At 65.2% G+C, this 21,333-nt stretch carries 22 protein-coding genes and 1 pseudogene; 10 read left to right on the top strand and 13 right to left on the bottom strand.

What is annotated here, in order from left to right; genetic code table 11:
* Positions 1-18: 18 nt before the first annotated feature.
* Complete coding sequence (locus AC5Y21_RS14830; RefSeq protein ID WP_499913263.1) at positions 19-1,149, bottom strand: nitronate monooxygenase; 1,131 nt, start codon at positions 1,147-1,149, stop codon at positions 19-21.
* A 114-nt stretch (positions 1,150-1,263) separates the two neighbouring features.
* Positions 1,264-1,728, bottom strand: coding sequence for a hypothetical protein (locus AC5Y21_RS14835; RefSeq protein ID WP_499913211.1), 465 nt, complete (start codon positions 1,726-1,728; stop codon positions 1,264-1,266).
* 97 nt (positions 1,729-1,825) lie between these two features.
* Between AC5Y21_RS14835 and AC5Y21_RS14840 the strand changes: the two genes are divergently transcribed.
* The 3 genes from AC5Y21_RS14840 to AC5Y21_RS14850 all read left to right on the top strand — a co-directional run bounded on the left by AC5Y21_RS14840 (position 1,826) and on the right by AC5Y21_RS14850 (position 5,646).
* Entirely contained in the window at positions 1,826-2,566 is a 741-nt protein-coding gene (locus tag AC5Y21_RS14840) for a glucose 1-dehydrogenase (protein ID WP_499913212.1), read from the top strand.
* Positions 2,567-2,669: 103 nt separating this feature from the next.
* Entirely contained in the window at positions 2,670-4,610 is a 1,941-nt protein-coding gene (locus tag AC5Y21_RS14845; RefSeq protein WP_499913213.1) for a flavin-containing monooxygenase, read from the top strand.
* 10 nt (positions 4,611-4,620) lie between these two features.
* A complete protein-coding gene (locus tag AC5Y21_RS14850) occupies positions 4,621-5,646 on the top strand; it encodes an alcohol dehydrogenase catalytic domain-containing protein (RefSeq protein ID WP_499913214.1) in 1,026 nt (341 codons plus the stop codon).
* 25 nt (positions 5,647-5,671) lie between these two features.
* Here AC5Y21_RS14850 and AC5Y21_RS14855 read toward each other — a convergent pair whose 3' ends face one another.
* Both AC5Y21_RS14855 and dtd read right to left on the bottom strand, forming a co-directional pair.
* Complete coding sequence (locus AC5Y21_RS14855; RefSeq protein WP_499913215.1) at positions 5,672-6,577, bottom strand: class I SAM-dependent methyltransferase; 906 nt, start codon at positions 6,575-6,577, stop codon at positions 5,672-5,674.
* Between the two features lie 52 nt (positions 6,578-6,629).
* On the bottom strand, positions 6,630-7,061 hold the full coding sequence (gene dtd / locus AC5Y21_RS14860) for a D-aminoacyl-tRNA deacylase (RefSeq protein ID WP_499913216.1): 432 nt from the start codon (positions 7,059-7,061) through the stop codon (positions 6,630-6,632).
* Positions 7,062-7,118: 57 nt separating this feature from the next.
* Here dtd and AC5Y21_RS14865 point away from each other — a divergent pair, with 57 nt between their 5' ends.
* Positions 7,119-7,415 carry an MTH1187 family thiamine-binding protein gene (locus tag AC5Y21_RS14865; RefSeq protein WP_499913217.1) on the top strand — a complete coding sequence of 99 codons (297 nt, stop codon included), beginning with the start codon at positions 7,119-7,121 and terminating at the stop codon, positions 7,413-7,415.
* A 69-nt stretch (positions 7,416-7,484) separates the two neighbouring features.
* On the opposite strand, the gene AC5Y21_RS14870 is transcribed toward AC5Y21_RS14865, so the two are convergent.
* Positions 7,485-7,976: a macro domain-containing protein gene (locus tag AC5Y21_RS14870; RefSeq protein WP_499913218.1), complete on the bottom strand. Its 492-nt coding sequence runs from the start codon at positions 7,974-7,976 to the stop codon at positions 7,485-7,487.
* A gap of 42 nt (positions 7,977-8,018) precedes the next feature.
* Positions 8,019-9,395, bottom strand: a complete 1,377-nt coding sequence (gene lipJ / locus AC5Y21_RS14875; protein WP_499913219.1) for a bifunctional lipase/adenylate cyclase LipJ — start codon at positions 9,393-9,395, stop codon at positions 8,019-8,021.
* Positions 9,396-9,429: 34 nt separating this feature from the next.
* Here lipJ and AC5Y21_RS14880 point away from each other — a divergent pair, with 34 nt between their 5' ends.
* Positions 9,430-10,719, top strand: a complete 1,290-nt coding sequence (locus AC5Y21_RS14880; RefSeq protein WP_499913220.1) for a competence/damage-inducible protein A — start codon at positions 9,430-9,432, stop codon at positions 10,717-10,719.
* Here the strand turns inward: AC5Y21_RS14880 and AC5Y21_RS14885 are convergent.
* Positions 10,716-11,927 (bottom strand): MFS transporter, encoded by a 1,212-nt coding sequence (locus tag AC5Y21_RS14885; protein ID WP_499913264.1) that lies wholly within the window; start codon positions 11,925-11,927, stop codon positions 10,716-10,718. The genes AC5Y21_RS14880 and AC5Y21_RS14885 overlap by 4 nt on opposite strands.
* Positions 11,928-12,057: 130 nt before the next feature.
* Between AC5Y21_RS14885 and AC5Y21_RS14890 the strand changes: the two genes are divergently transcribed.
* Positions 12,058-13,125 (top strand): amidohydrolase family protein, encoded by a 1,068-nt coding sequence (locus tag AC5Y21_RS14890; RefSeq protein WP_499913221.1) that lies wholly within the window; start codon positions 12,058-12,060, stop codon positions 13,123-13,125.
* 24 nt (positions 13,126-13,149) lie between these two features.
* Entirely contained in the window at positions 13,150-13,548 is a 399-nt protein-coding gene (locus tag AC5Y21_RS14895) for a phage holin family protein (protein WP_499913222.1), read from the top strand.
* Positions 13,549-13,558: 10 nt separating this feature from the next.
* On the opposite strand, the gene AC5Y21_RS14900 is transcribed toward AC5Y21_RS14895, so the two are convergent.
* A complete protein-coding gene (locus tag AC5Y21_RS14900) occupies positions 13,559-14,341 on the bottom strand; it encodes an enoyl-CoA hydratase/isomerase family protein (RefSeq protein ID WP_499913223.1) in 783 nt (260 codons plus the stop codon).
* Between the two features lie 201 nt (positions 14,342-14,542).
* On the opposite strand from AC5Y21_RS14900, the gene AC5Y21_RS14905 reads away from it, so the two are divergent.
* The gene (locus tag AC5Y21_RS14905) at positions 14,543-14,962 is read left to right on the top strand and encodes an anti-sigma factor antagonist (RefSeq protein ID WP_499913224.1); all 420 of its coding nucleotides are present in this window, start codon (positions 14,543-14,545) and stop codon (positions 14,960-14,962) included.
* On the opposite strand, the gene AC5Y21_RS14910 is transcribed toward AC5Y21_RS14905, so the two are convergent.
* The 4 genes and pseudogenes from AC5Y21_RS14910 to AC5Y21_RS14925 all read right to left on the bottom strand — a co-directional run bounded on the left by AC5Y21_RS14910 (position 14,959) and on the right by AC5Y21_RS14925 (position 18,205).
* Entirely contained in the window at positions 14,959-15,906 is a 948-nt protein-coding gene (locus tag AC5Y21_RS14910; protein ID WP_499913225.1) for an FAD-dependent oxidoreductase, read from the bottom strand. The two genes, AC5Y21_RS14905 and AC5Y21_RS14910, sit on opposite strands and share 4 nt — an antisense overlap.
* Positions 15,907-15,928: 22 nt before the next feature.
* Complete coding sequence (locus AC5Y21_RS14915; RefSeq protein WP_499913226.1) at positions 15,929-16,441, bottom strand: Rv1352/Rv1906c domain-containing protein; 513 nt, start codon at positions 16,439-16,441, stop codon at positions 15,929-15,931.
* Positions 16,442-17,073: 632 nt separating this feature from the next.
* Positions 17,074-17,562 (bottom strand): annotated as a pseudogene (locus AC5Y21_RS14920) (SRPBCC family protein); the annotation flags it as partial.
* A gap of 13 nt (positions 17,563-17,575) precedes the next feature.
* Entirely contained in the window at positions 17,576-18,205 is a 630-nt protein-coding gene (locus tag AC5Y21_RS14925) for a nitroreductase family protein (protein ID WP_499913227.1), read from the bottom strand.
* A gap of 202 nt (positions 18,206-18,407) precedes the next feature.
* Between AC5Y21_RS14925 and AC5Y21_RS14930 the strand changes: the two genes are divergently transcribed.
* Complete coding sequence (locus AC5Y21_RS14930) at positions 18,408-19,097, top strand: hypothetical protein (protein WP_499913265.1); 690 nt, start codon at positions 18,408-18,410, stop codon at positions 19,095-19,097.
* 29 nt (positions 19,098-19,126) lie between these two features.
* Here the strand turns inward: AC5Y21_RS14930 and AC5Y21_RS14935 are convergent, their stop codons facing one another.
* Positions 19,127-19,723, bottom strand: coding sequence for a TetR/AcrR family transcriptional regulator (locus AC5Y21_RS14935; protein ID WP_499913228.1), 597 nt, complete (start codon positions 19,721-19,723; stop codon positions 19,127-19,129).
* Between the two features lie 38 nt (positions 19,724-19,761).
* Between AC5Y21_RS14935 and AC5Y21_RS14940 the strand changes: the two genes are divergently transcribed.
* Positions 19,762-21,327, top strand: coding sequence for a phytoene desaturase family protein (locus tag AC5Y21_RS14940; protein ID WP_499913229.1), 1,566 nt, complete (start codon positions 19,762-19,764; stop codon positions 21,325-21,327).
* Positions 21,328-21,333 lie beyond the last annotated feature (6 nt).

The following is a 21,333-nucleotide window of genomic DNA, read 5'->3' on the forward strand; positions in this document are numbered from 1 at the left end:
GCGTCAGCGACGTCACCGTCAGACGCTGGCGGCGGCGTTGAGCTCGTCCAACCTCGTTGTCGCCTCCAGGTACTCCTGCACCCAGCGCTCGATGACCGCAGACGTCTTCTCCACTTTGTTGAATTGGCCGACGACCTGTCCGACCGGGTTGAACGCGACGTCGACAGTCTCGTTCGGGTACTTGTTGGTGGCGCGTACCGCCATGCCGGAGACCATGTACTGCAGCGGCATTCCGAGCGGCTTCGGGTTGTCCGCCTGCTCCCAGGCCTCGGTCCAGTCGTTGCGCAGCATCCGGGCAGGCTTGCCGGTGAACGAGCGGCTGCGGACCGTGTCGCGGCTGCTCGCCTTGGCGTATGCGGCTTGCTGAACAGGCGTATTCGACGCTTCCTCGACCATCAGCCACTGCGAGCCGGTCCAGGCCCCCTGGGCCCCCAACGCCAAGGCCGCCGCGATCTGCTGGCCGCTGCCGATACCGCCGGCGGCAAGGACCGGGACGGGCGCCACTTCCTTGACGACCTGGGGCCACAACACGATTGAGCCCACCTCCCCGCAGTGCCCGCCGGCCTCACCGCCCTGGGCGATGATGATGTCGACGCCCGCGTCGGCGTGCTTGCGGGCCTGCGAGGGCGAACCGCACAACGCGGCGACCTTGCGTCCGGCGTCGTGAATGTGCTTGATCATGTCGGCCGGCGGGGTGCCGAGCGCGTTGGCGATCATCGTCACCTTCGGGTGCTGCAGCGACACTTCGACTTGCGGGGTTGCGGTCGCCTCGGTCCACCCGAGCAGCTGCAGCGTATCCTCGTCGGCGTTCTCGACCGGGACCCCGTGGTCGGCCAGGATCTTCTTGGCGAAGTCCAAGTGCTCCTGGGGCACCATCTTGCGCAGCGTCTCGGCGAGCTCCTCAGCCGACTGGTGCGAGTCCATGCCCTCGTACTTGTTCGGGATGACGATGTCGACGCCGTAGGGGTGATCGCCGATGTTCTCGTCGATCCAGTTGAGCTCGATCTCCAGCTGCTCGGGCGTGAAGCCGACGGCACCCAGCACGCCGAAGCCGCCGGCCTTGCTGACTGCGACCACTACATCGCGGCAGTGGGTAAAGGCGAAAATGGGAAACTCGATGCCGAGTTCATCGCATAGCGCGGTGTGCATGCCTACTCCTGGGACCATTCGCCGAATTGAAACGTGTTCTAGTTTAGTACGAGCGTCGTGGCTGTGGCCAGCCAGGTATCGCGGGTCGCAACTACGATCCGTCACGGGGGTATGTCAGATCACCACGGTTCGCGTCAGCCACAGTATTAGGAACGCGAGCACGCAGACCGCGCAGACCAGGTGGTCCCGGCAGACAGACCGAGCCAGGCGGGTCTGTTCGGCCGTGGGGTCGGCGCGCTTTCCCAGCCGAACCGCATAGGGCACGGTGTGCGTCAGGGCCAACAGCACCGGGAGGCCCGCCAGCGCGGCCGACGTGATCAACAGCCAGCCGGGGGCGTGGTCGCTGATAGCCTGAAATATCAAGGCGCCCAATAGGACAAGCATCACCACAGCAATGAGGCGACCCATCGGACGCGACGTGGTGGTCGCACGGTGGTAGTAGTTTGCGATGGACGCCAGTACTTGCTCGGGCAGTTCTTGACCGGCGCTTCGGTGCGCGAGGACCTGGACATCGAAGATGAGGTCCATCCATAGAACCGCGAGCAGGAAGCCGCTGCAGGCCGTGAGCAACGGGGCCACTACCCTCACCTCCGATCCGGGTCCGGGCGCATCCCTCCGTGCTGGCAGGTTAGAACAGGTTCTAGCCAGGCGCGGCCGTCAGGTAGCGTGACCCGTCATGGGACGCGTGGCCGACAAAGTCGCACTGATCAGCGGCGCAGCCCGCGGCATGGGAGCATCGCACGCCCGGCTGCTGGTGTCCGAGGGCGCCAAGGTGGTGATCGGGGACATCCTCGATGACGAGGGCGAGGCGCTGGCGTCCGAATTGGGCAGCGCGGTCCGCTACGTGCATCTCGACGTGACCCAGCCGTCGGACTGGGCGGCCGCGGCCGCGACGGCGGTGGGGGAGTTCGGCAAGCTGGACGTGCTGGTGAACAACGCCGGCATCATCAACTACGGCCCGCTCAAAAGCTTCGACTTGACCAAGTGGCAACGGGTGCTCGACGTCAACGTCACCGGGACGTTGCTGGGCATTCAGGCCGTCGTCGATCCGATGATTGCCGCTGGGGGTGGCTCGATCATCAACATCTCGTCCATCGAGGGCCTGCGGGGTGCCGCCTGGGTGCACGGGTATGTGACCTCGAAGTGGGCGGTCCGCGGTTTGACCAAATCGGCGGCACTTGAGTTGGCGCCCAACAACATTCGAGTCAACTCGATTCATCCTGGATTTATCCGCACGTCGATGACCGCCAAACTTCCGCAGGACATGCTCAACATCCCGTTGGGACGGCCGGGCGAACCGCAGGACGTGTCGGCGTTCGTCGTCTTTCTGGCCAGCGACGAGTCGTCGTATGCAACCGCGGCCGAATTCGTCGTCGACGGCGGCCTGGTGGAAGACGTTTCGCACAAGAGCGAGTAACGCTAGGCGATAGCCCTTGATCCGGTCCGACGCCGGAGGTAGCCTTTCCGCAATTACGAAACTATAAGTAGCGTAATTGCAGTCCAGCGAAAGGATCGGCTCGATGCGCAGCCTGTACGCCGGCCTGCCCTTCACCACGTCGACACCGGACATCGCAGCCGCGCTGGAGGACGTCAGCATCCCGACGCTGTTGCTGTCACTCGTGCACATCACCGGTGACCCCCGTTTCATCCGCGACTTCAAGCAGATGGGCCTCTTCCTCAACGAAGTCCAGGGGTTCATGTCCGAGGAGGACAAGGCCCGAGCGCGCGCCGAAGCCCTTACCGTGCTCGCCGATTACCGCGACCGCGGCTGCCCCGAACCAGCGCCGCTGAGTGGTGAGCTCATCAGGGAAATGATGGACTGGGCGGCCTGCGAGCACGTCACGGACGACTACCTACCGATGGTCCTGGAGGAGATGGACCTCGAAGGCGTGGACCCGCGCCGTCCCTCCGCCCTGCCGGTCGATGCTGCGGCCGAGCTTCCGGTCCTGGTCATCGGTTGCGGCGAATCCGGCATTCTGGCCGGAATCCGCCTCAAACAAGCCAACATCCCCTTCACCATCGTGGAGAAGAACGCTGGCCCCGGCGGAACATGGTGGGAGAACAGCTATCCCGGCGCTCGCGTCGACGTGGCAAACCATTTCTATTGCTACAGCTTCGAACCCAACAACGACTGGACTCACTTCTTCGCCGAGCAGCACGAGCTGCAGGACTATTTCACCGCGGTGATGAACAAGCACGACTTGTCCAAGCAAGTGCTGTGGAACACCGAGGTGCTCACGGCCGAGTGGAGTGACCGCGACGGCATCTGGAGTGTCTCGGTGCGCTCCGCCGACGGCCAGACGAGCACCCTGCTCGCGCGGGCGCTCATCACCGCGGTCGGTCAGCTGAACCGGCCGTATCTGCCCGAGTTCGAGGGTGCTGACAGCTTCGACGGGCCATCGTTTCACTCCGCCGCGTGGGATCATTCCGTGGACCTGACCGGCAAGCGGGTCGCCCTGGTGGGGGCCGGGGCCAGCGGTTTTCAGATCGCGCCCGCGATCGCTCAGGACGTTGAACACCTGACGGTGTTCCAACGCACCGCCCAGTGGATGTTCCCGAACCCGATGTATCACGACGAAGTGGGCGACGGCGTGCGCTGGGCAATGCGCCACCTTCCGTTCTACGGCAGGTGGTACCGATTCCTCCTGCTCTGGCCCGGCGCCGACAAAGGCCTCGACGCGGCGCGAGGCGATCCGGACTACGCCGACCAGGACTACGCCGTCAGCGACATCAACGCCGCGGCGCGAATGATGTTCACCCAGTGGATAAGCAGCCAGGTAAGCGACGATCCCGACTCCGGAAACCTGCTCGCCAAGGTCATGCCCGACTATCCCGCCACCGGCAAACGCACATTGCAGGACAACGGCAGCTGGCTGCGAACACTGCAACGGGACAACGTCGACCTGGTGCGCACACCGATCCGGCAGATAACGCCCCGCGGGATCGTCACCGACGACGGTATGACACACGACGTCGACATCATCGTCTACGCCACCGGCTTCCGGCATACCGACGTGCTGTGGCCGCTGAAAATTCTCGGCCGCAACGGAATCGACCTGCACAGCAGGTGGGGGTCACGTCCGCACGCCTACCTGGGCATCACCGTTCCGGGATTTCCCAACCTCTTCCTCGTCTACGGACCCGGTACGCATCTCGCGCACGGCGGCAGTCTGATCTTCCAGTCCGAACTCCAGATGCGCTACATCGACCAGTGTCTCAAGCGTCTGGCAGAAGCGAACCTGCACTCTCTCGAGCCCACCGCCGAGGCGGCCACCGCCTGGCATCAGCGGACGCAGACCGAAATCAAGAAGATGGTGTGGTCACACCCCGCGGTCAAACACTCGTACTTCAAGAACGCCGACGGGGAGATCCACACTGTCAGTCCATGGCGCCTCAACGAGTACTGGGCCGCCGTGCGGGAGCCCGACTGGTCACAATTCATTGCACGACAAAGGAAGTGAGCACACCGACATGCGCACGGTAGTCATCGACAGGCCCGGCGAGGTTCGGGTGGAAACACGTCCCGACCCCGAACTTCCCGGTCCCGACGGAGTGATCGTCGCGGTCACGGCAACCGCCATCTGCGGCTCCGATCTGCATTTCTACGAAGGCGAATATCCGTTCGGCGAGCCGGTGGCGCTCGGCCACGAGGCGATCGGCACGGTCGTCGAGGCCGGGCCGCAAGTGCGCAGCGTCCGCGTCGGCGATCTCGTCATGGTGTCGGCGGTGGCCGGCTGCGGCCACTGTGCGGGCTGTGCCACCCGTGACCCGGTCATGTGTTCCGCAGGCCCGCAGATCTTCGGCGGCGGGGTGCTGGGCGGCGCACAGGCCGATCTGCTCGCAGTGCCCGCCGCAGACTTCCTGGTACTCAAGATCCCGGAGGGGATCAGCAGCGAGCAGGCGCTGCTGTTGACCGACAACCTTGCCACCGGCTGGAGCGCGGTCAAGCGTGCCGACCTTCCGTTCGGCGGGACAGTCGCGGTGATGGGCCTGGGAGCGGTGGGCCTGTGCGCGCTGCGCAGTGCGTTTGTGCAAGGTGCCGCAAAGGTTTTCGCTGTCGACCTCGTGGCCGGCCGCTTGGAGAGAGCCGCCAAGTGGGGTGCCATCCCCGTCAAAGCGCCTGCCGCCGAAGCCATTCTGGCTGCCACGGGCGGCCGCGGTGCTGACTCGGTGATTGACGCCGTCGCCACGGACGCATCCATGACCGACGCGCTCAACGCGGTGCGGCCCGGTGGCACCGTCTCGGTCGTCGGCGTGCACGATCTGCACCCCTTCCCATTTCCCGCACTGGGAAGCCTGCTGCGCAGCATCACGCTGCGCCTGACGCTGGCGCCCGTGCCGCACACCTGGCCGGAACTGATCCCGCTGCTGCAGTCCGGGCGACTCGACGTCGACGGCGTCTTCACCACCACACTGCCGCTGGATGAGGTGGCAAAAGGGTACGCGGCCGCGGGGTCACGCTCAGGCGACAGCGTGAAGGTGCTGCTCAAACCCTAGGTCGGTCCGTTCGCCGGAGAACACCTCACCGGGTTGCGGTGATGTATTCCGAGCGCATGGAACTGTCGATCTTCACGTCGACTTCCGGCGGCGTCATGCCATAGCCCGTCTGCAAATCCAGTGTGTTGCGGACAGGTTCGACATCCCATCCGTGTGCAGCCAGCCATTCCGCGGGGTTGCTCTTCGTTTCATAGGTGAGCGCAGAAAAGTCCACATTGCCTGACATATTGACCCCGGGGTGGTCGGTTTCCAGCGCATCGAGCTGATCGCGGTCTAAACGTGACCCCAACGCCCCCAGGGCGATTCGGCTGCCCGGTGCGCACAGCTCGCCCAACCGGGTGAACAACGAGGTTTGCGCGTCGTCGGTCAGGTAGGGCAACACTCCCTCCACCGACCAGGCGCTCGGTTGTCGCGGGTCGAATCCTGCCGCCTCCAACGGCGTCGGCCAGTCGGTGCGCAAATCTGCGGCAACCTCGGTTCTGCGGGCTTTGGGTGTGGCGCCCCGCTGGTCCAGCACCCGCGCTTTGAATTCCAGAACTTTCGGTAGGTCAACTTCGAAAACGGTTGTAGCTTCTGGCCATTCAAGGCGATAAGCCCGAGAGTCCAAACCAGCGGCGACGATCACGGCTTGTCGTATGCCCGCGGCGCCGGCGCTCGCGAAGAAGTCGTCGAAGAACCGGGTTTGCACACCGTAGAGGCGGGGGAAAGCGGTCTCATCCTCAGAAGATCCGGGATTGGCAAGCACGCCTGACAAGTACGGATCCTGTGCAGCCTCGATGAAATACTTCGCGTACTCGTCGCGGACCAGCGGTTGCGGGCTCACCGCGTGCAGGGCGCGCCAGCCCGCCACCAGCAGGGCGGTGTAGCCCACGCCACTGATAATGTCCCAGTCGTCGTCGTCGGTACGAAGCGAACCGAATTCAGGTGTCACGGTCGACACCCGCCCGCAAAGTCATGCCGCCAAACTACCCGCAGCAGCACCATCAAAGCTCGAGCAGGATGGTTACCGGCCCGTCATTGATCAATTCGACCTGCATGTTCGCGCCGAACACGCCGGTCTCCACGTACGCGCCCAGCCCGCGTAACGCCTCCGCGAACGCCGTCACCAGCGGCTCGGCGACCTCGGCCGACGCGGCAGCGTTCCATGACGGCCGGCGGCCCTTCGCGGTGTCGGCGTAGAGGGTGAATTGGCTGATCACCAACACGGGCGCGTTGACGTCGGCCGCAGACTGCTCGTCGGCAAGAATCCTTAGGTTCCACAGCTTTTCGGCGAGTCGCCGGACCTGGTCGGTGTCGTCGCTGTGGGTGACACCGACGAATGCGAGCAGGCCCTGACGCTCGGGCCGGATGGCGCCGACCACCTCGCCGTCAACCGACACCGACGCCGAGGAGACCCGCTGCACCAGAACCCGCATGGGGCTCGATGCTGCCAGGCCGGCTTTGAACTTCCTCGGTCTGGGTACGCTCGGTGCATGTCTGTGCTGGTCGCGTTCTCCGTCACGCCGATGGGTGTGGGCGAAGGCGTCGGAGAGATCGTCGCCGAAGCGGTTCGGGTGGTTCGCGATTCGGGGTTGCCCAACAAGACGGATTCGATGTTCACCGTGATCGAAGGCGATACCTGGGAAGAAGCAATGGCGGTGGTGCAGCGCGCGGTCGAGGCCGTCGCCGCTCGTGCACCCCGGGTCAGCACGGTGATCAAAGCGGACTGGCGGGCCGGCGCCGTCGACGCGATGACGCATAAGGTCCAATCCGTCGAGCGCCATCTTTAGAACGCGAGCAGACGCAAAAGCTCCTGGATCCTCGGCGTGTCGGGGGCTTTTGCGTCTGCTCGCCACCAACTACTGCACGGCGGACCGGAAGGCTTGCTCGGCTTCGTCGCCGTGCACGGCGAACACGACCCGCTCCAGCGTCGTCGCCTGGTGTTGCCGGACGGCGTCGGCCATCAGCCGCGCGGCGTCCACGAGGGGGAAGCCGCCGACACCGGTACCGAATGCGACCAACGCCAGCGACCGGCAACCGAGATCATCCGCCTTTCGTACGGTTGCAGCGGTGGCCCGGGTAATGATCTCCGCTGAAGTCGGGCCGCCCAGCTCCATCGTCGCCGCGTGGATCACATAACGGGCAGGCATATCGCCGGCGGTGGTCTCGACCGCCTCGCCGAGCCCGATCGGCGCCTTCGCCGTCGATTCGCGCTGCACCTCAGGACCGCCGGCACGGGCGATCGCCGCCGCGACGCCGCCGCCGTGCCGCAATTGGGTATTGGCCGCATTGGCGATCGCGTCGACCTCGAGTTGTGTCACGTCCGCCTGCAATACCTCTAACTGCGTCATCGGCACATTGTCGCGCAGGACGGCCAGCCGGGGCAGCCTCGGCTAGGGCGCGACGCCGGCGTGATCTCGCGCCAGTGCGTACAGCCGCCAGTGACCCGGCACGCCTTTGAGTTGGTGCTCACCCCGGTCGGCGAACGTCCGCCGGGACCCGGTGACGATGTCGCGGACCGTCGAGGACACCAACACTTCGCTTGGGCCCGCCAGCGCCGCCACCCGGGCGCCGATGTGCACCGCCACACCGGCGACGTCATCCTTCAAACCACCGCGCACCTCGACCTCGCCAGCGTGAATGCCCACTCGCACCTCGATACCCAAAACCCGCACCGCGTCCACGATTTCGTCAGCGCACGCGATCGCGGCGCTGGGACTGGCGAAAGTCGCGACGAATCCGTCGCCGGCGGTGTTGACTTCGCGACCGCCGAAACGCTGCAGTTCATGACGCACGACGGCGTCGTGGTTGTCCAACAGGTCGCGCCACCGGTCGTCGCCCAGCACGGCGGCCCGCTCGGTGGAGCCGACGATGTCGGTGAACACGATCGTGGCCAGAACACGCTCTGCGTCCCCGCCGCCGCGCACGCCGGTGATGAACTCCTCGATTTCGTCGAGCATCGGCCCGGTGTCGCCGACCCAGTACAGGATGTCGGCATCCGGCAACTCGACCAAGCGCGACCCGGCGATGTGCTCGGCGAGATACCGGCCATGCCCGACCGGGATGAACCTGGAACCCACCCGATGCAGGATCAGCGTGGGCGCACTAATCCGCCCGAGAACCTCGCGCACGTCGCTTTGGGTCACCACCTTCGACACCGCGCGGGCCATGCTCGGCGGGCCGGCACGGTTACCCGCCAGATCCCACCACGCCCGAAACGCACTGTCGCGGGCAACGCTTGGCGCGACCACCCGCAGCACGTCGAAACCCTGCTCCACAGCGTCCGGTTCGAGCGCGACAGTCATGAACGGTTGAGTGCTCGGCATTTGGGCTCCGACCGGATAGTCGGGCGCCCACAACGCGCGTGCGGCGCCGTTCACCACAACCAAGCCGCGAACCCGCTCGGGGTAGTTGGCGGCGAGCACCAGCCCGCTCATCGCGTGATAATTCGGCGCGAAGATCGTCACCTGATCGGATCCGACGGCGTCGAGCACCGCGATCGCATCCTCGGCCCAGTACTTCGGTCCCAGCAGCTTCATCGAGGCCATCCGTGAGGAGAGACCGATCCCACGGTGGTCAAACCGGATCACCCGGCTGAACGCCGCGAGGCGCCGGTGGAAGCGGTGCAGCGACGGCTCGTCGTCGATTGAGTCGATCGGCACGAACGGCCCGGGCAACACCAACAGGTCGGTCGGGCCGTCGCCGAGCACCTGGTAGGCGATGTCCAGCTCACCGCATTTGGCGTAGCGAGTCCGCGTAACCTGCGCCACGGGCCCAGGCTAATCGATGCGTAGGCTCATGCCGGTGAGTGCACGCGCAGGCATCGTGGTCACCGGAACCGAAGTCCTCACCGGACGGGTCCAAGACCGAAACGGCCCCTGGATCGCCGATCGACTGCTGGAGCTGGGCGTCGAACTGGCGCACATCACCATCTGCGGCGATCGCCCGGCCGATATCGAGGCGCAGCTGCGCTTCATGGCCGACCAGGGCGTGGACCTGATCGTCACCAGCGGTGGGCTGGGGCCGACGGCCGACGACATGACGGTGGAGGTGGTGGCACGCTTCTGCGGGCGCCAGTTGATGCTCGACGAAGTGGTCGAGAACAAGATCGCCGCCATCCTCAAGAAGCTGATGGCGCGTAACCCGGCTTTCCAATCCGCTTTGGACCCCGGCACTTTCGAGTCGGTGCGCGCCGCCAACCGCAAGCAGGCCATGGTCCCCGCCGGCGCGCAAGTCCTGGATCCGGTGGGCACCGCGCCGGGCGTGGTGGTGCCCGGAAAGCCCACCGTGATCGTGCTGCCGGGACCGCCGCGCGAGCTACAGCCGATGTGGCACGAGGCCATCCAGGCTGCCGCGGCGCAGGACGCGATCGCCGGCCGGACGATCTATCGGCAAGAGATGCTGCGGATGTTCGGGCTGCCCGAGTCCGGGCTGGCCGAGACGTTGCGCGACGCCGAACAAGGCGTCCCCGGTTTTGCAGAGCTCGAGATCACCACCTGCCTACGGCGGGGGGAGATCGAGATGGTGACCCGCTACGAGCCTGGCGCCGCCGATGCGTACGCTCAGCTGACCCAGCTGCTCCGCGACAAGCACGGGCATCAGCTCTACTCCGAAGACGGTTCCAGCGTCGACGACCAGGTCGCGCACTTGCTGGCCGGCCGCCGGATCGCGACCGCGGAATCCTGTACGGCGGGGCTGCTGGCGGCGCGGCTCACCGACCGGGCCGGATCGTCGGAGTATGTGATGGGCGGCGTGGTGTCCTACTCCAACCAGGCGAAAGCGGAGCTGCTCGGCGTGGACCCGGCCCTGATTGACACGCACGGCGCGGTGTCCGAGCCGGTGGCGGAGGCGATGGCGGCCGGTGCACTGCAGCTCTTCGGCGCCGACACGGCCGTCGCGATCACCGGAATCGCCGGGCCGGGCGGGGGAACACCCGAGAAGCCGGTGGGCACAGTTTGTTTCACGGTGGCGCTGGCTGATGGCGGGATGGACACGAGGACCTTGAGACTGCCCGGCAACCGGTCCGACATCCGCGAGCGCTCGACGACGGTGGCGATGCACCTGCTGCGCCGTGCCCTGAGCGTCCAGGGCTAGCCCGCTTCCGTTGGGAGAAAAGCGCTTTCGGCGGTACCGAAGCGAACACCGGTGGCGTCCTTGCCGATCAGCGTCAAAAGCGCGACCGCGATCAGCACCGGCACGATCGTCGCCGCCAAGGCGAAGGGATAGCCGTGCGACTCGGCCAGGCGTTCCTGGATGGGCAGGCTGAACGCCGCCAGCAGATTGCCGAGCTGATAGGTAACGCCGGGGTAGAGGCCGCGGATTGCGTCGGGCGACATCTCGGTCAGATGCGCGGGGATCACACCCCACGCGCCCTGCACGCAGAGCTGCATCAGGAATGAACCGAGGCACAACATCGCCGCCGTCCGCGAATAGGCGAACAGCGGCACGATCGGCAGGCCCAGCAGCGCGCAGAAGACGACGGTGTGGCGGCGGCTGAACCGTTGTGAGAGGGTGCCGAAGACCAGCCCGCCGATGATGGCTCCGAGGTTGTAGACGACCACGATCCCCTTGACGGTCGAACTGGCCAGGCCGGCGCCGTGGTTGGCCGTTGACCCCAAGAACGTCGGGTAGACGTCCTGCGTGCCGTGGCTCATCCAGTTGAAAGCGGTCATCAGCAGCACCAGGTAGAAGAACCGGCGGATGACGGCGCCGCTGCGCAGCACGTCGCGGATTCTGGTGCTGGTCAGCCGCATCCGGTCCTGCGCGGCCTCCCACACCTCGGACTCCTGCACCCGGTATCGGATGATCAGGCTGATCAGGGCCGGGACGATGGACAGACCGAACAACCAGCGCCACGACAGATGCAGCCAGTCCATCACCACCAGCGCTGCCACGCTTGCCAGCAGATAGCCGAACGCGTAGCCCTCCTGCAGCAGCCCCGAGAAGAACCCGCGCCGCTCGACCGGAACCTTCTCCATGGCGAGGGCGGCGCCCAGCCCCCATTCGCCGCCCATGCCAATGCCGTACAGCAGTCGCAGGATTACCAGCACCGTGAAATTCGGCGCGAACGCGCACAGGAACCCGACCAGCGAGTAGAAGATCACGTCGACCATCAGTGGCAGGCGGCGACCGACCCGGTCGGCCCACAGTCCGAACAGCAGTGCGCCCACGGGACGCATCATCAGCGTGGCGGTGGTCAGGAAAGCGACTTCGGCCTTGCTGTGGTGGAACGTCTTTGCGATATCGGCGTAGACGAACACCACGATGAAATAGTCGAAGGCGTCCATCGTCCAACCGAGCATCGCCGCGATGAACGAGTTGCGCTGATCGCCGGTGATCTTCTGAGAACTTGTCACGTGAGCATCGTGGCGTAGCAGTCGCGGTGGTGCGAGTTGATTGACCACGCGGTGCGCGGGAGTAAGTTCCCGGTCTATGCGGATCATCGATGCCGATGGACACGTCGCCGAGAACTCTTCGCTGGCGACCGAAGCGATCAGACGCTGGCCCGATTACGTCAAACCCAGCACCGACAAGCGCATGCGGTTGATGTTCGAAGGCCGCAACTACCCGGAGGACGAAGGGCCCGGCGCGGGCTGTCCGCCCGAGCACGGGATCACCAAGGCGCCCGACGTCAATTGCCGGACGGCCGAGGGAGTAGTGGGGGATGCCGACCGTGATCACATCGACACGATGGTCCTGTATCCCAGCCTCGGTCTCTGCGTGCCCAGCCTCGAAGATCCCGATTTCGCAGCGGGATTCGCGCGCTTGTACAACGAGTGGATCGCCGACTACTGCGCGCCGACGAACGGCCGGCTGCGCGGCGTCGCGGTGACGCCGGTCGAACACGGGCAGGTGGCCATCGACATCATGCACGAGGCCAAAGACCTGGGGTTGGTCGCGACCTTGGTCCCGCCTGCACTCAAGGCCCGCAACCTCGACCATCCCGACCTCGACTCGTTCTACGCAGCCGCCGTGGAGCTGCAGATGCCGTTGGGCATCCACGGTGCACCCGGCATTCACCTGCCGAAGATCGGCGTGGACCGGTTCACCAATTACATCCAGGTGCACTGCATCAGCTTTCCGTTCGACCAGATGACGGCGATGACCGCGCTGGTCTCCGGCGGAGTGTTCGAGCGGCATCCGCAGTTGCGGGTCGCTTTCCTCGAGGCGGGCGCCGGCTGGGTCCCGTTCTTCATCGATCGCCTGCACGAGCATTACGAGAAACGTGGCGACTGGGTCGAACGGGGCTGGCGCCGAGACCCACACGAATATCTGGCGGCGGGCAACATCTGGGTCACCTGCGAACCGGAGGAACCGATCCTGCCCGGCGTAATCGACGTCCTGGGCGCCGATTTCATCATGTTCGCCAGCGACTACCCACACTGGGACGGCGAATGGCCGGAAAGCACCAAGCATCTGCGCACCCGCACCGATATCAGCGAAGAAGCGCGGGAAAAGATCGGCGCGTCGAACGCGCAGCGCTTCTACAACCTGAATTGACCCAGCGCGTGCAAAGATCGGCGCATGGGCCCCTTCCTGCTGCGCGCCGCATTGACCGGATTCGCCTTATGGGTTGTCACCCTGTTCGTCAAAGGAGTGCATTTCGTCGGCGGCGACACCAAATTGGAACAGGTCGGCATCATCTTCGTCGTCGCGGTGATCTTCGGTCTGGTCAATGCATTCGTCAAACCGGTGGTACAGATCCTGTCCATCCCGATGTACATCCTGACGCTGGGGTTGTTCCACGTCGTCATCAACGGCTTCATGCTGTGGCTCACCGCCTGGATCACCAAACACACCACCGGGTGGGGATTGCAGATCGACCACTTCTGGTGGGACGCGATCTGGGCCGCGATCCTGTTGTCCATCGTCAGCTGGATCCTGTCGCTGCTGACTCGCCGCGTTAAGCGCAGCAGGCAATAGCTACGGGGAACTACTTGGCCTGCCAGCGCGGCGGCCGCTTCTCTGCGAACGCGCGCGGCCCCTCTTTGGCGTCCTCGGTAGCGAATACCCGATCGCTGTGCCGGGTCTCGTTGTCGTACGCCGAATCGAGGTCAAGCGAGAGGGCTTCGGCGGCCGACTGCTTCGTCGCGAACACCGCGAGCGGTGCGTTGGCCGCGATGCGCTCGGCGTACTCGTAGGCGGTATCCAGCAACCGGTCCGCCGGGACCACCCGGTTCAGCAATCCCATCTCCAGAGCCCGCTGCGCGTCCACCATGTCCGCGGTCAGCAGCAACTCCATCGCCAGCGCATAGGGGATCTGACGCGGCAACCGCACCGTCGTGCCGCCCCCGGCGAACAGCCCACGCTTCGGTTCCATCACCGCGAATCGCGCCTCGGGCACCGCCACCCGGATGTCGGTGGAACCCAGCATCTCGAAACCGCCGGCCACGCACGTCCCGTTCACCGCTGCCACGATCGGCTTGTACACCGGAAACCGGTGCAGGACGGCGTGAATAGCGTCGGCCTTGTTCCAGCCCGCGGGCTGGGGCAGGTCACCGGTCAATTCCGGAATGAATTTCTTCAGATCGGCTCCGGTGCAGAAATCCCGCCCGACGCCGGTGACCACTGCAACCCAGGCGCTCGGGTCGTCGCGGAAAGCCGCCCAAGCATGGGCCAAATCGCGGAAATGTTCCATGTCCAGCGAATTGCGGGACTCAGGACGGTTGATCGTGACGGTGACGATGTGGCCGTGCAGCGCATAGTCAATGCTCAATCGAGCTCACCGCCTATTGCCTCCCGATTTCGGTCGCCGACAGCCCTGGTTGTCAGTTCTTGTTCGACATATGCTTAGCAACACCATAAAAACGGGCATACCTCCGCTATGACGACACGCCGCCAGTGGCCTTTCTGGCACTCAGGAAGGCGACACTTATCCGCTCACTCATCCGCGCACCAAGACGGGAATTTGCACAGGATGGACGTTGTCGCGATCGAGTTCCCGGAGACTTCGAGCACGCGTCTGAGTCCTCATTCGGGTGACATGCCGAGCGGCCTGCGGGCATTCACCGAATGTAGTGGCTCGGCGGTGGTCGTTCATGTCGGCGGCGACGTCGACGCAAGCAATGAGAGCTCGTGGCAGCGCCTGGTGCGGCGGAACGCCTCCATCGCGGTCGCCCCGGGTCCGTTCGTGATCGACGTCCGTGACCTCGAGTTCATCGGTTCCTGTGGCTACGCCGTCCTGGCTCAGGAGGCCGAGCGGTGCCGTCAGCGCGGTGTCAGTCTGCGGCTCGTCAGCAGCCAGCCAGTGGTGGCCCAGACCATCGCCGCGTGCGGACTGCACGGCCTGCTGCCCATGTACTCCTCGGTAGACACCGCGCTGCTGCTTGCGAGCTAGCCGTTGACCAGGCGCACCACGTCGCGCGCGCAACCCCATGACAAGGTCACACCATTGCTGCTGTGGCCGTAGTTGTGCAGGCAGCGCGCACGCCCCAGCTGCTCAGCCTCCAGCCGTACCGCCGGTCGGTCGGGACGCAGACCGGTAATCGTCTCGATCACCCGGGCGTCACGCAACCGCGGCTGGATTCGACGGCAACGTTCGACGATCCGGTCGGTCAAGTCGGGATCAGGGGTGAGATCCCAACGGTCCGGGATGCTGGTACCGCCGCACACCACGCGCTGCGGGTGCGGGAAGTAGCAGGTCCATTCCGAGCCACTGTCGATTTCCAGAAATAGTTCCTGCAGGCCGGGATTGGCCAACACGACATGCTGGCCGAACAGTGGCCGAACGGTATCGTCGCCGGTCAGGGCCCCGGCGCCCAGCCCGGCGCAGTTGACCACGATCGGTGCCGCGTCGGCGGCCTCGGCCAGCGAGCGCACCCGGCGGATCTCGACTTCACAGCCGGCCGCGGCCAGCCGCTTGGTCAGGTATTCGAGGTATTGGGGCATGTCGACCATCGGCATGGTGGCATGGAAATCCGCGGGGATGTCGGCCGGGTCGGCCGGTCGCAGGTCGGGGATCAGCTCGGCCGCGGACGACATCGCCTCGGACCGGGTCAGGTCGCCGACCATCAGCGCCGGTGCCATCCGCACTCCGGTGGCGGGGTCCTCGGCCAGCTCCTGAAACACCCGCAGCGAGTGCGCGCTCCAGGCAAGCGTCTGGGCAGCGCGTTCAGCTGGCCGCGGCGGAGACCATACCGCGCCCGCCACCACCGAAGTCGTCTGCTGCGGCATGTCGGCCGCCCATACCTGTACGGTCCAGCCCGCTTCGGCCAAACAAATTGCGGACGTCAGGCCACTCACGCCGGCGCCGATCACGACCACCTGCTGGCCGGTCGCCATCAGTCCGCCAGCCCCCTCAGGATTAGGGCAGTCGCTGGCCGCTCGGGCCGAGCAAGCCATTGAGGATGGCCAGGTTGCCTTGCAGTTGGAGACCCGCGAGCGGTCCGGAGGCGGCTGCGGGAGGGGCGGCGTCGGTGGTCTGCCAAGGCTGGCAACCGTTGGTCTTGAACGCCTTGTCGGTCGCCTCGATCTGCACTACCTGCGGCTTTTTAGTCAAGTTATTGTCAATGAGATTGCCGTCGGGATTGCCCATCCGCTTCCAATAGCAGGTGCCGTTGCCGACCGGTCCCGCCGTACTGTAGGTGCCCGGCAAGATGTCCTTACCCACCACGTAGACGCCGTCTTTGTCGATCGTTGTCTTCGGGCCTGCTGCCGCCGGCCCGGGTGCCGGTCCCCGGGACGGCCCGGGTGACGGCGTCGGCGTCGGCGTCGGCCCTGGATCCGCGCTGGCAACTCCCGCGGATGCGGCCCAGGCCGCGACCATCAGTCCCGCGGCAACAACCTTCGCCGCAACCGCTGCTGACTTGAAACCCATGGGAAGCAGGTTACCGGAGGTGACCAGCGTATTTCGAATTTTGCAGATCAAGCCGACCGCTTCGTGGCACGCGCGCCGAGCACCGGCGAAGCGTGAATTGTTTCCGCGCGCAGCTCGGCTAGATAGTCGCGTCGTTTTTCTCAGCAGTTGGATGGGTATCCGAACCGAAACGAAAGGCGGATCGGCCAGCGATCAACACTAGTCTGCGTGCGGTGCCTACCGCGGTGAATCAGGTTGTACCTCAACGGGATTGCACTCTGGGGTGGTAGCCGCCAGCAGATGAGGAGGGGGCATAAATGCTGTGGCTTGCCATTGTGTTGGTGATAGTAAGCGTGGTGTCGTTTGTGGCGGGGTTTGTGCTTTTCGCCAACGGCACCGGGGTGGCGCCGCACCGCCGCACATCGGCCGATCCCACCGGGGTGGGGCGGGCTACTGCGCGGGTGGCCTGGCCAGACCTATTTCGCGGCATTCCGAGGTCTCTCAGGGTCATGCGCGATGAGAACGCGAACAAGAGTGACCGATTGGCCGCGGCCGGGTCAATGCTTGCGCTGACGGCGATAGTCGCGGCATGCGTCGCCGTCCTCGCGTTCGTGGCCGCGCTGCTGCAAACCGCTCCCTGACCGGCTCACGTCTAGCCGTCGCACCCGGCCGGCATAGCCGAGCGCGTGCTCGTAAGTCTCGAGGTTGTCGCGCGAAATCTTGGCGTGCACCGGGCGTTCCAGGAAGAACCGAAGCACCGGGTTGTAGGCGTGATACGTCTCGTGGAAGGTCAGCACCGTGGTGCCGTCGGGCTGCTCCTCGAGTTCGTGGTAGCCCTCGGCGCGTGACCACAGCGGCGCGCCGACGGCCACGTATCGCGACAGTTTGTGCAGCTTTGCCTCAGTCACGGTCTCCCATGATCGCGCCCTGCCGCCGGACAGCAGATACTTGGGCACTTCGAAGATGCAAGTGCGGACCAGTCCCTCGCCGGCCTCGTCGCCTTCGTTGAGGATTTCCATGCTGCCGGTCGGCCACTTGAGGACCCGTGGGCGGGGCGAGTTGGGTGGGACCGGCGGATGCAGCACCCGCCATACCTTTTGCGGGGGTGCGTCGACATGGAATTGCACGGTGTAGGACTGCATCAGCCTTCTTCTATCAGGTGTCTCCCCAGGAGTCCCAGGAAGTGACGGTCTCCGCCGGTGGGCGTGCGGCCGGCCGAAAGTCAGTGCCAATCGTGTAGGCCACCGGGAACAGCGCGGCCTGCGTGACCGTGGCCGGAATGCCCAGCAACTCGGCCACCTCCCGCTCCTTGAACAGATGCATCGTCGTCCAGACCGATCCCAGTCCACGCGACCGTAGGGCGAGCAGGAAGCTCCAGCCGGCCGGGATGATCGACGCCCAGGCTGCCGCGGCCACGCCCAGGTCAGCGTCGTCGAAGCGGCGGTCCAGGCAAGGGATGACATGCACCGGAACTTGGGCCAGCGTCTCGGTGAGGCTCATCGCGCTGGCGTACACGCGCCGGGTCTGCGGATCCGACGTGTTCTTGGCGGCGTACGCAAGGTATTCCGCGCCGATGCTGCGGTAGATGTCGGCGATCGCGGCTCGCTTGTCGGCATCGGTGACCACCAGCCACCGCCAGTCCTGCTCGTTGCTGGCCGTGGGCGCCTGCATGGCCAAGCGTATGCAGTCGAGGATCACGTCGCGGCCGACCGGCCTGGTCAGGTCCAACCGTTTGCGCACCGAGCGCGTCGTGGTGAGCAGTTCGTCGACCGAAGCGATATCCACTGATGCGCGATCTCCTGCCCGGTAACGACGCGTACCGATTTGAGCAAACCAGATTCTCGGCCCAAGTGTCTAGGTCGCCGAACCCGCACCATTAGACATACGTAGACCCGGCGTCAACCCGGGGAAACGCCAACGATACCGTCCGTTGAACGAGGGCGGTGAAAGTGGAACGCCCCTTATGGGAGGTCTCGGCGTGCTGTTTATGCACGAGGTGCACAAAGTGCGCGGACGCGCCGAAGACGACTTCGAGGCCGCTTTTCGGGACCACTGGATGCCGATGCTCGCCGCTGATGACGACGCCCGGTTGCTCTGGTACGCCGACCACGCGCAAGGAAGCGGACCCGCCTACATCGTCGTCACCATCACCGCCATTCAAGATGGCGCCGCATGGGAGCGTCTCGCCCTGCGGGTGCAAAAGGGCGATCTGCAGAAGTGGATGCGCCGTGTGGACGAACTCCGCCACGACGTCGAATCCAAGCTACTGGTGCCGCTGGCGTGGTCGCCGCTGCAGGAAGTGCCGTTCCACGAGGTGCCGGTCGACGGTCGCGAGCACGATCTGAGTCTCTACATGGAAGACACCATGTGGCCCTACCAAGACAAATTCGAGGAATACATCGACCGCTGCGGCCAGGTGTATGCCAAGAGTCTCGAGCGGCCGTCGTCCATGCTGTCGATCCACGCCGCTTTCCAGCCCGCGCTCGGCAGCCACCAGCGCCGCGAGGTGACCTTGATGCAGCGGATTCGGCGGCCGGAGGCGCTGATCGAGCTGCTGCGAAACCACATTCCCCCCGAACACCGCGCGCCGGGGACCTGGATGCACGACGCACTGGATCTGCGCGACCAGTGGACCAGCCGGCTGCTGCGCACCTCGGCCTGGTCACCGCTGTACTGAGGCGCGCACGTCTTCCTGCGTCGATTCTGCTAAGCGAGCGGCGCCAAACCTGAACGCACCAGATCCAGGCTGGCGGCCACCAGTTCACCGAGGTCGCCGATGCACCCGTTTCGGCCCCAATGCTCAACTGCCACAACCAGGGCCGCCGCGAGAGTAGAGCCCGCAACCTCGGCGGCCAGGTCGGGGTTCGGGACTTCCGGGCGCCGGCTACGGACGAATTCGCTCAACACCTGGGCAAACGACGACTGCACCACCCGCAGGTGACCCGCGACCCGTTCGGCACTGATCAACTCCGCGCGGGCGGTCGCGGCGTGGCGTACCACTTCCAGGTCGTGCGGAAACGTGGCGACACTGGCCAGCACCGCGTCGAACAGCGACTCGGTAACCGGACGCTGCCCAAGCGCCTCGGCCAGCCATTCCAGCTGTGTCTCGTAATCCTGGAACAGCACCGCCTCCTTGGTTGGGAAATGGCGGAAGAAGGTGCGCTCGGTGACGCCGGCCTCCTGAGCCAGCTCCATTACGGTCACGTTGGCAAATCCCTTGCGGGCAAAGCTCTTCAGCGCGGCTTGGCGAAGCGCCTCATGCGTCGACCGACGGCGTAGCTCATGACGGTTTGATGCTGGCATCTTCCAATTATGTCAGTACTGACATATTCTTGGCTACTATGACCAAGACGGAGTATGACGCGATCGTCGTGGGCGCCGGCCACAACGGGCTCACCGCCGCGGCGATTCTGCAGCGCGCGGGCCTGCGCACGGTGTGTCTGGAAGCAAACACCTACGCGGGCGGAATGGCGGCGACGGTCGAATTGATCGACGGCTTCCGCTACGAGATCGCCGGTTCGGTGCAGTTCCCCACCGCAAGCCAGATCACCAAGGATCTCGGCCTCGACACGCTGCCCACAGTGGAGCCCGACGTGATGTCGACCAACATCGGTGAACACGGAGAAGAGCCGATGGTCTTCTACCGCGATCCGATGCAGCTGATGACCCACCTCGGCGACAAGCACGGCTTCGAGGCCGTCACCGGCATGGCCGAGCTGATCGGATGGAGTCAGGGGCCCGCAAAGGCGCTCGGCCGCTTCGATGTTCGCAAGCCGCCCAAGACCCTTGACGAGATGTACGCGTGCGCGGGCAACGACGCCGAACGCCGGGCCATTCACGAGATGCTGTTCGGGTCGGCGATGGATGTGATCGACCGCTACCTGCCCGACAAAGACAAGCACGCCGTCATGCGGGGAATGCTGGCGTTTCTGGCCGTCAACTCCACCTATCGCGGCCCCTATACCCCCGGCAGTGCCACCTGCCTGGCGTTCGCCCTGGCGGTGCCGGACAACAGCACCGCGATGATGACCAAGCTCAAGGGCGGCATCGGGGCGCTCACCGAACACCTGCGCGAGCTCTTCGTCTCAAACGGCGGCGAGATCCGGTTCCGCGCCAAGGTCGAAGAGATTCTGGTCGACCACGGCAAGGTGACCGGTGTGCGGCTACGGGACGGATCGATGCTCAGCGCGCCGATCGTGGTGTCCAACCTGTCGCCGGACCTGACGCTCACCGAGCTCATCGCACCCGAACATGTTCCGGCAGAACTGGTATCGCGTGTTTCGGACCGTGATCACCGGGCATCCTTCGTGCAGATTCACTTTGCCCTGGACGGCCTGCCTGAGTTCGCGCCGCCGTATGAACTGTTGAACGAGGAGGGCATGCAACAGTCGGTCGGCATTTTCGGCTCTCCGGAAGAGCAACAGCTGCAGTGGGAAACGTGTTGCCGAGGCATCGTCCCGGACAACCCGTCGATGGGAATGCAGATTCCCTCTGTGCATGATCCGAGCATGGCCCCGCCCGGTAAGCACGCCGCCAGTGCGTTCGCATACGCGTTCCCCGTCGAAGTCAGCCGCGACCAGCACGGTCACCTCAAAAACGAGATGGCTCAACGTGTTATCGACAAGATCACCCGATTCGCCCCCAACTTCAAGGACATCGTGATACGGCAGATTACATTCGCGCCGTATCACATGAACACGATGTTCGGCGCACCCGCCGGCGACTTCTGTCACGGTCTACTGCATCCAGACCTGATGGGGCCCAACCGTCCTGGGCCGAAGGGCTTCCTCGACATGCCGATTCCGATCGACGGCCTCTACCTCGGCGGCGCGGGATGCCATGGCGGGCCGGGGATCACGTTCACTCCCGGCTATAACGCCGCCTATCAGGTACTCGACGACCGTTGACAGACG

This window comes from Mycobacterium sp. NGS41 (assembly GCF_059812725.1).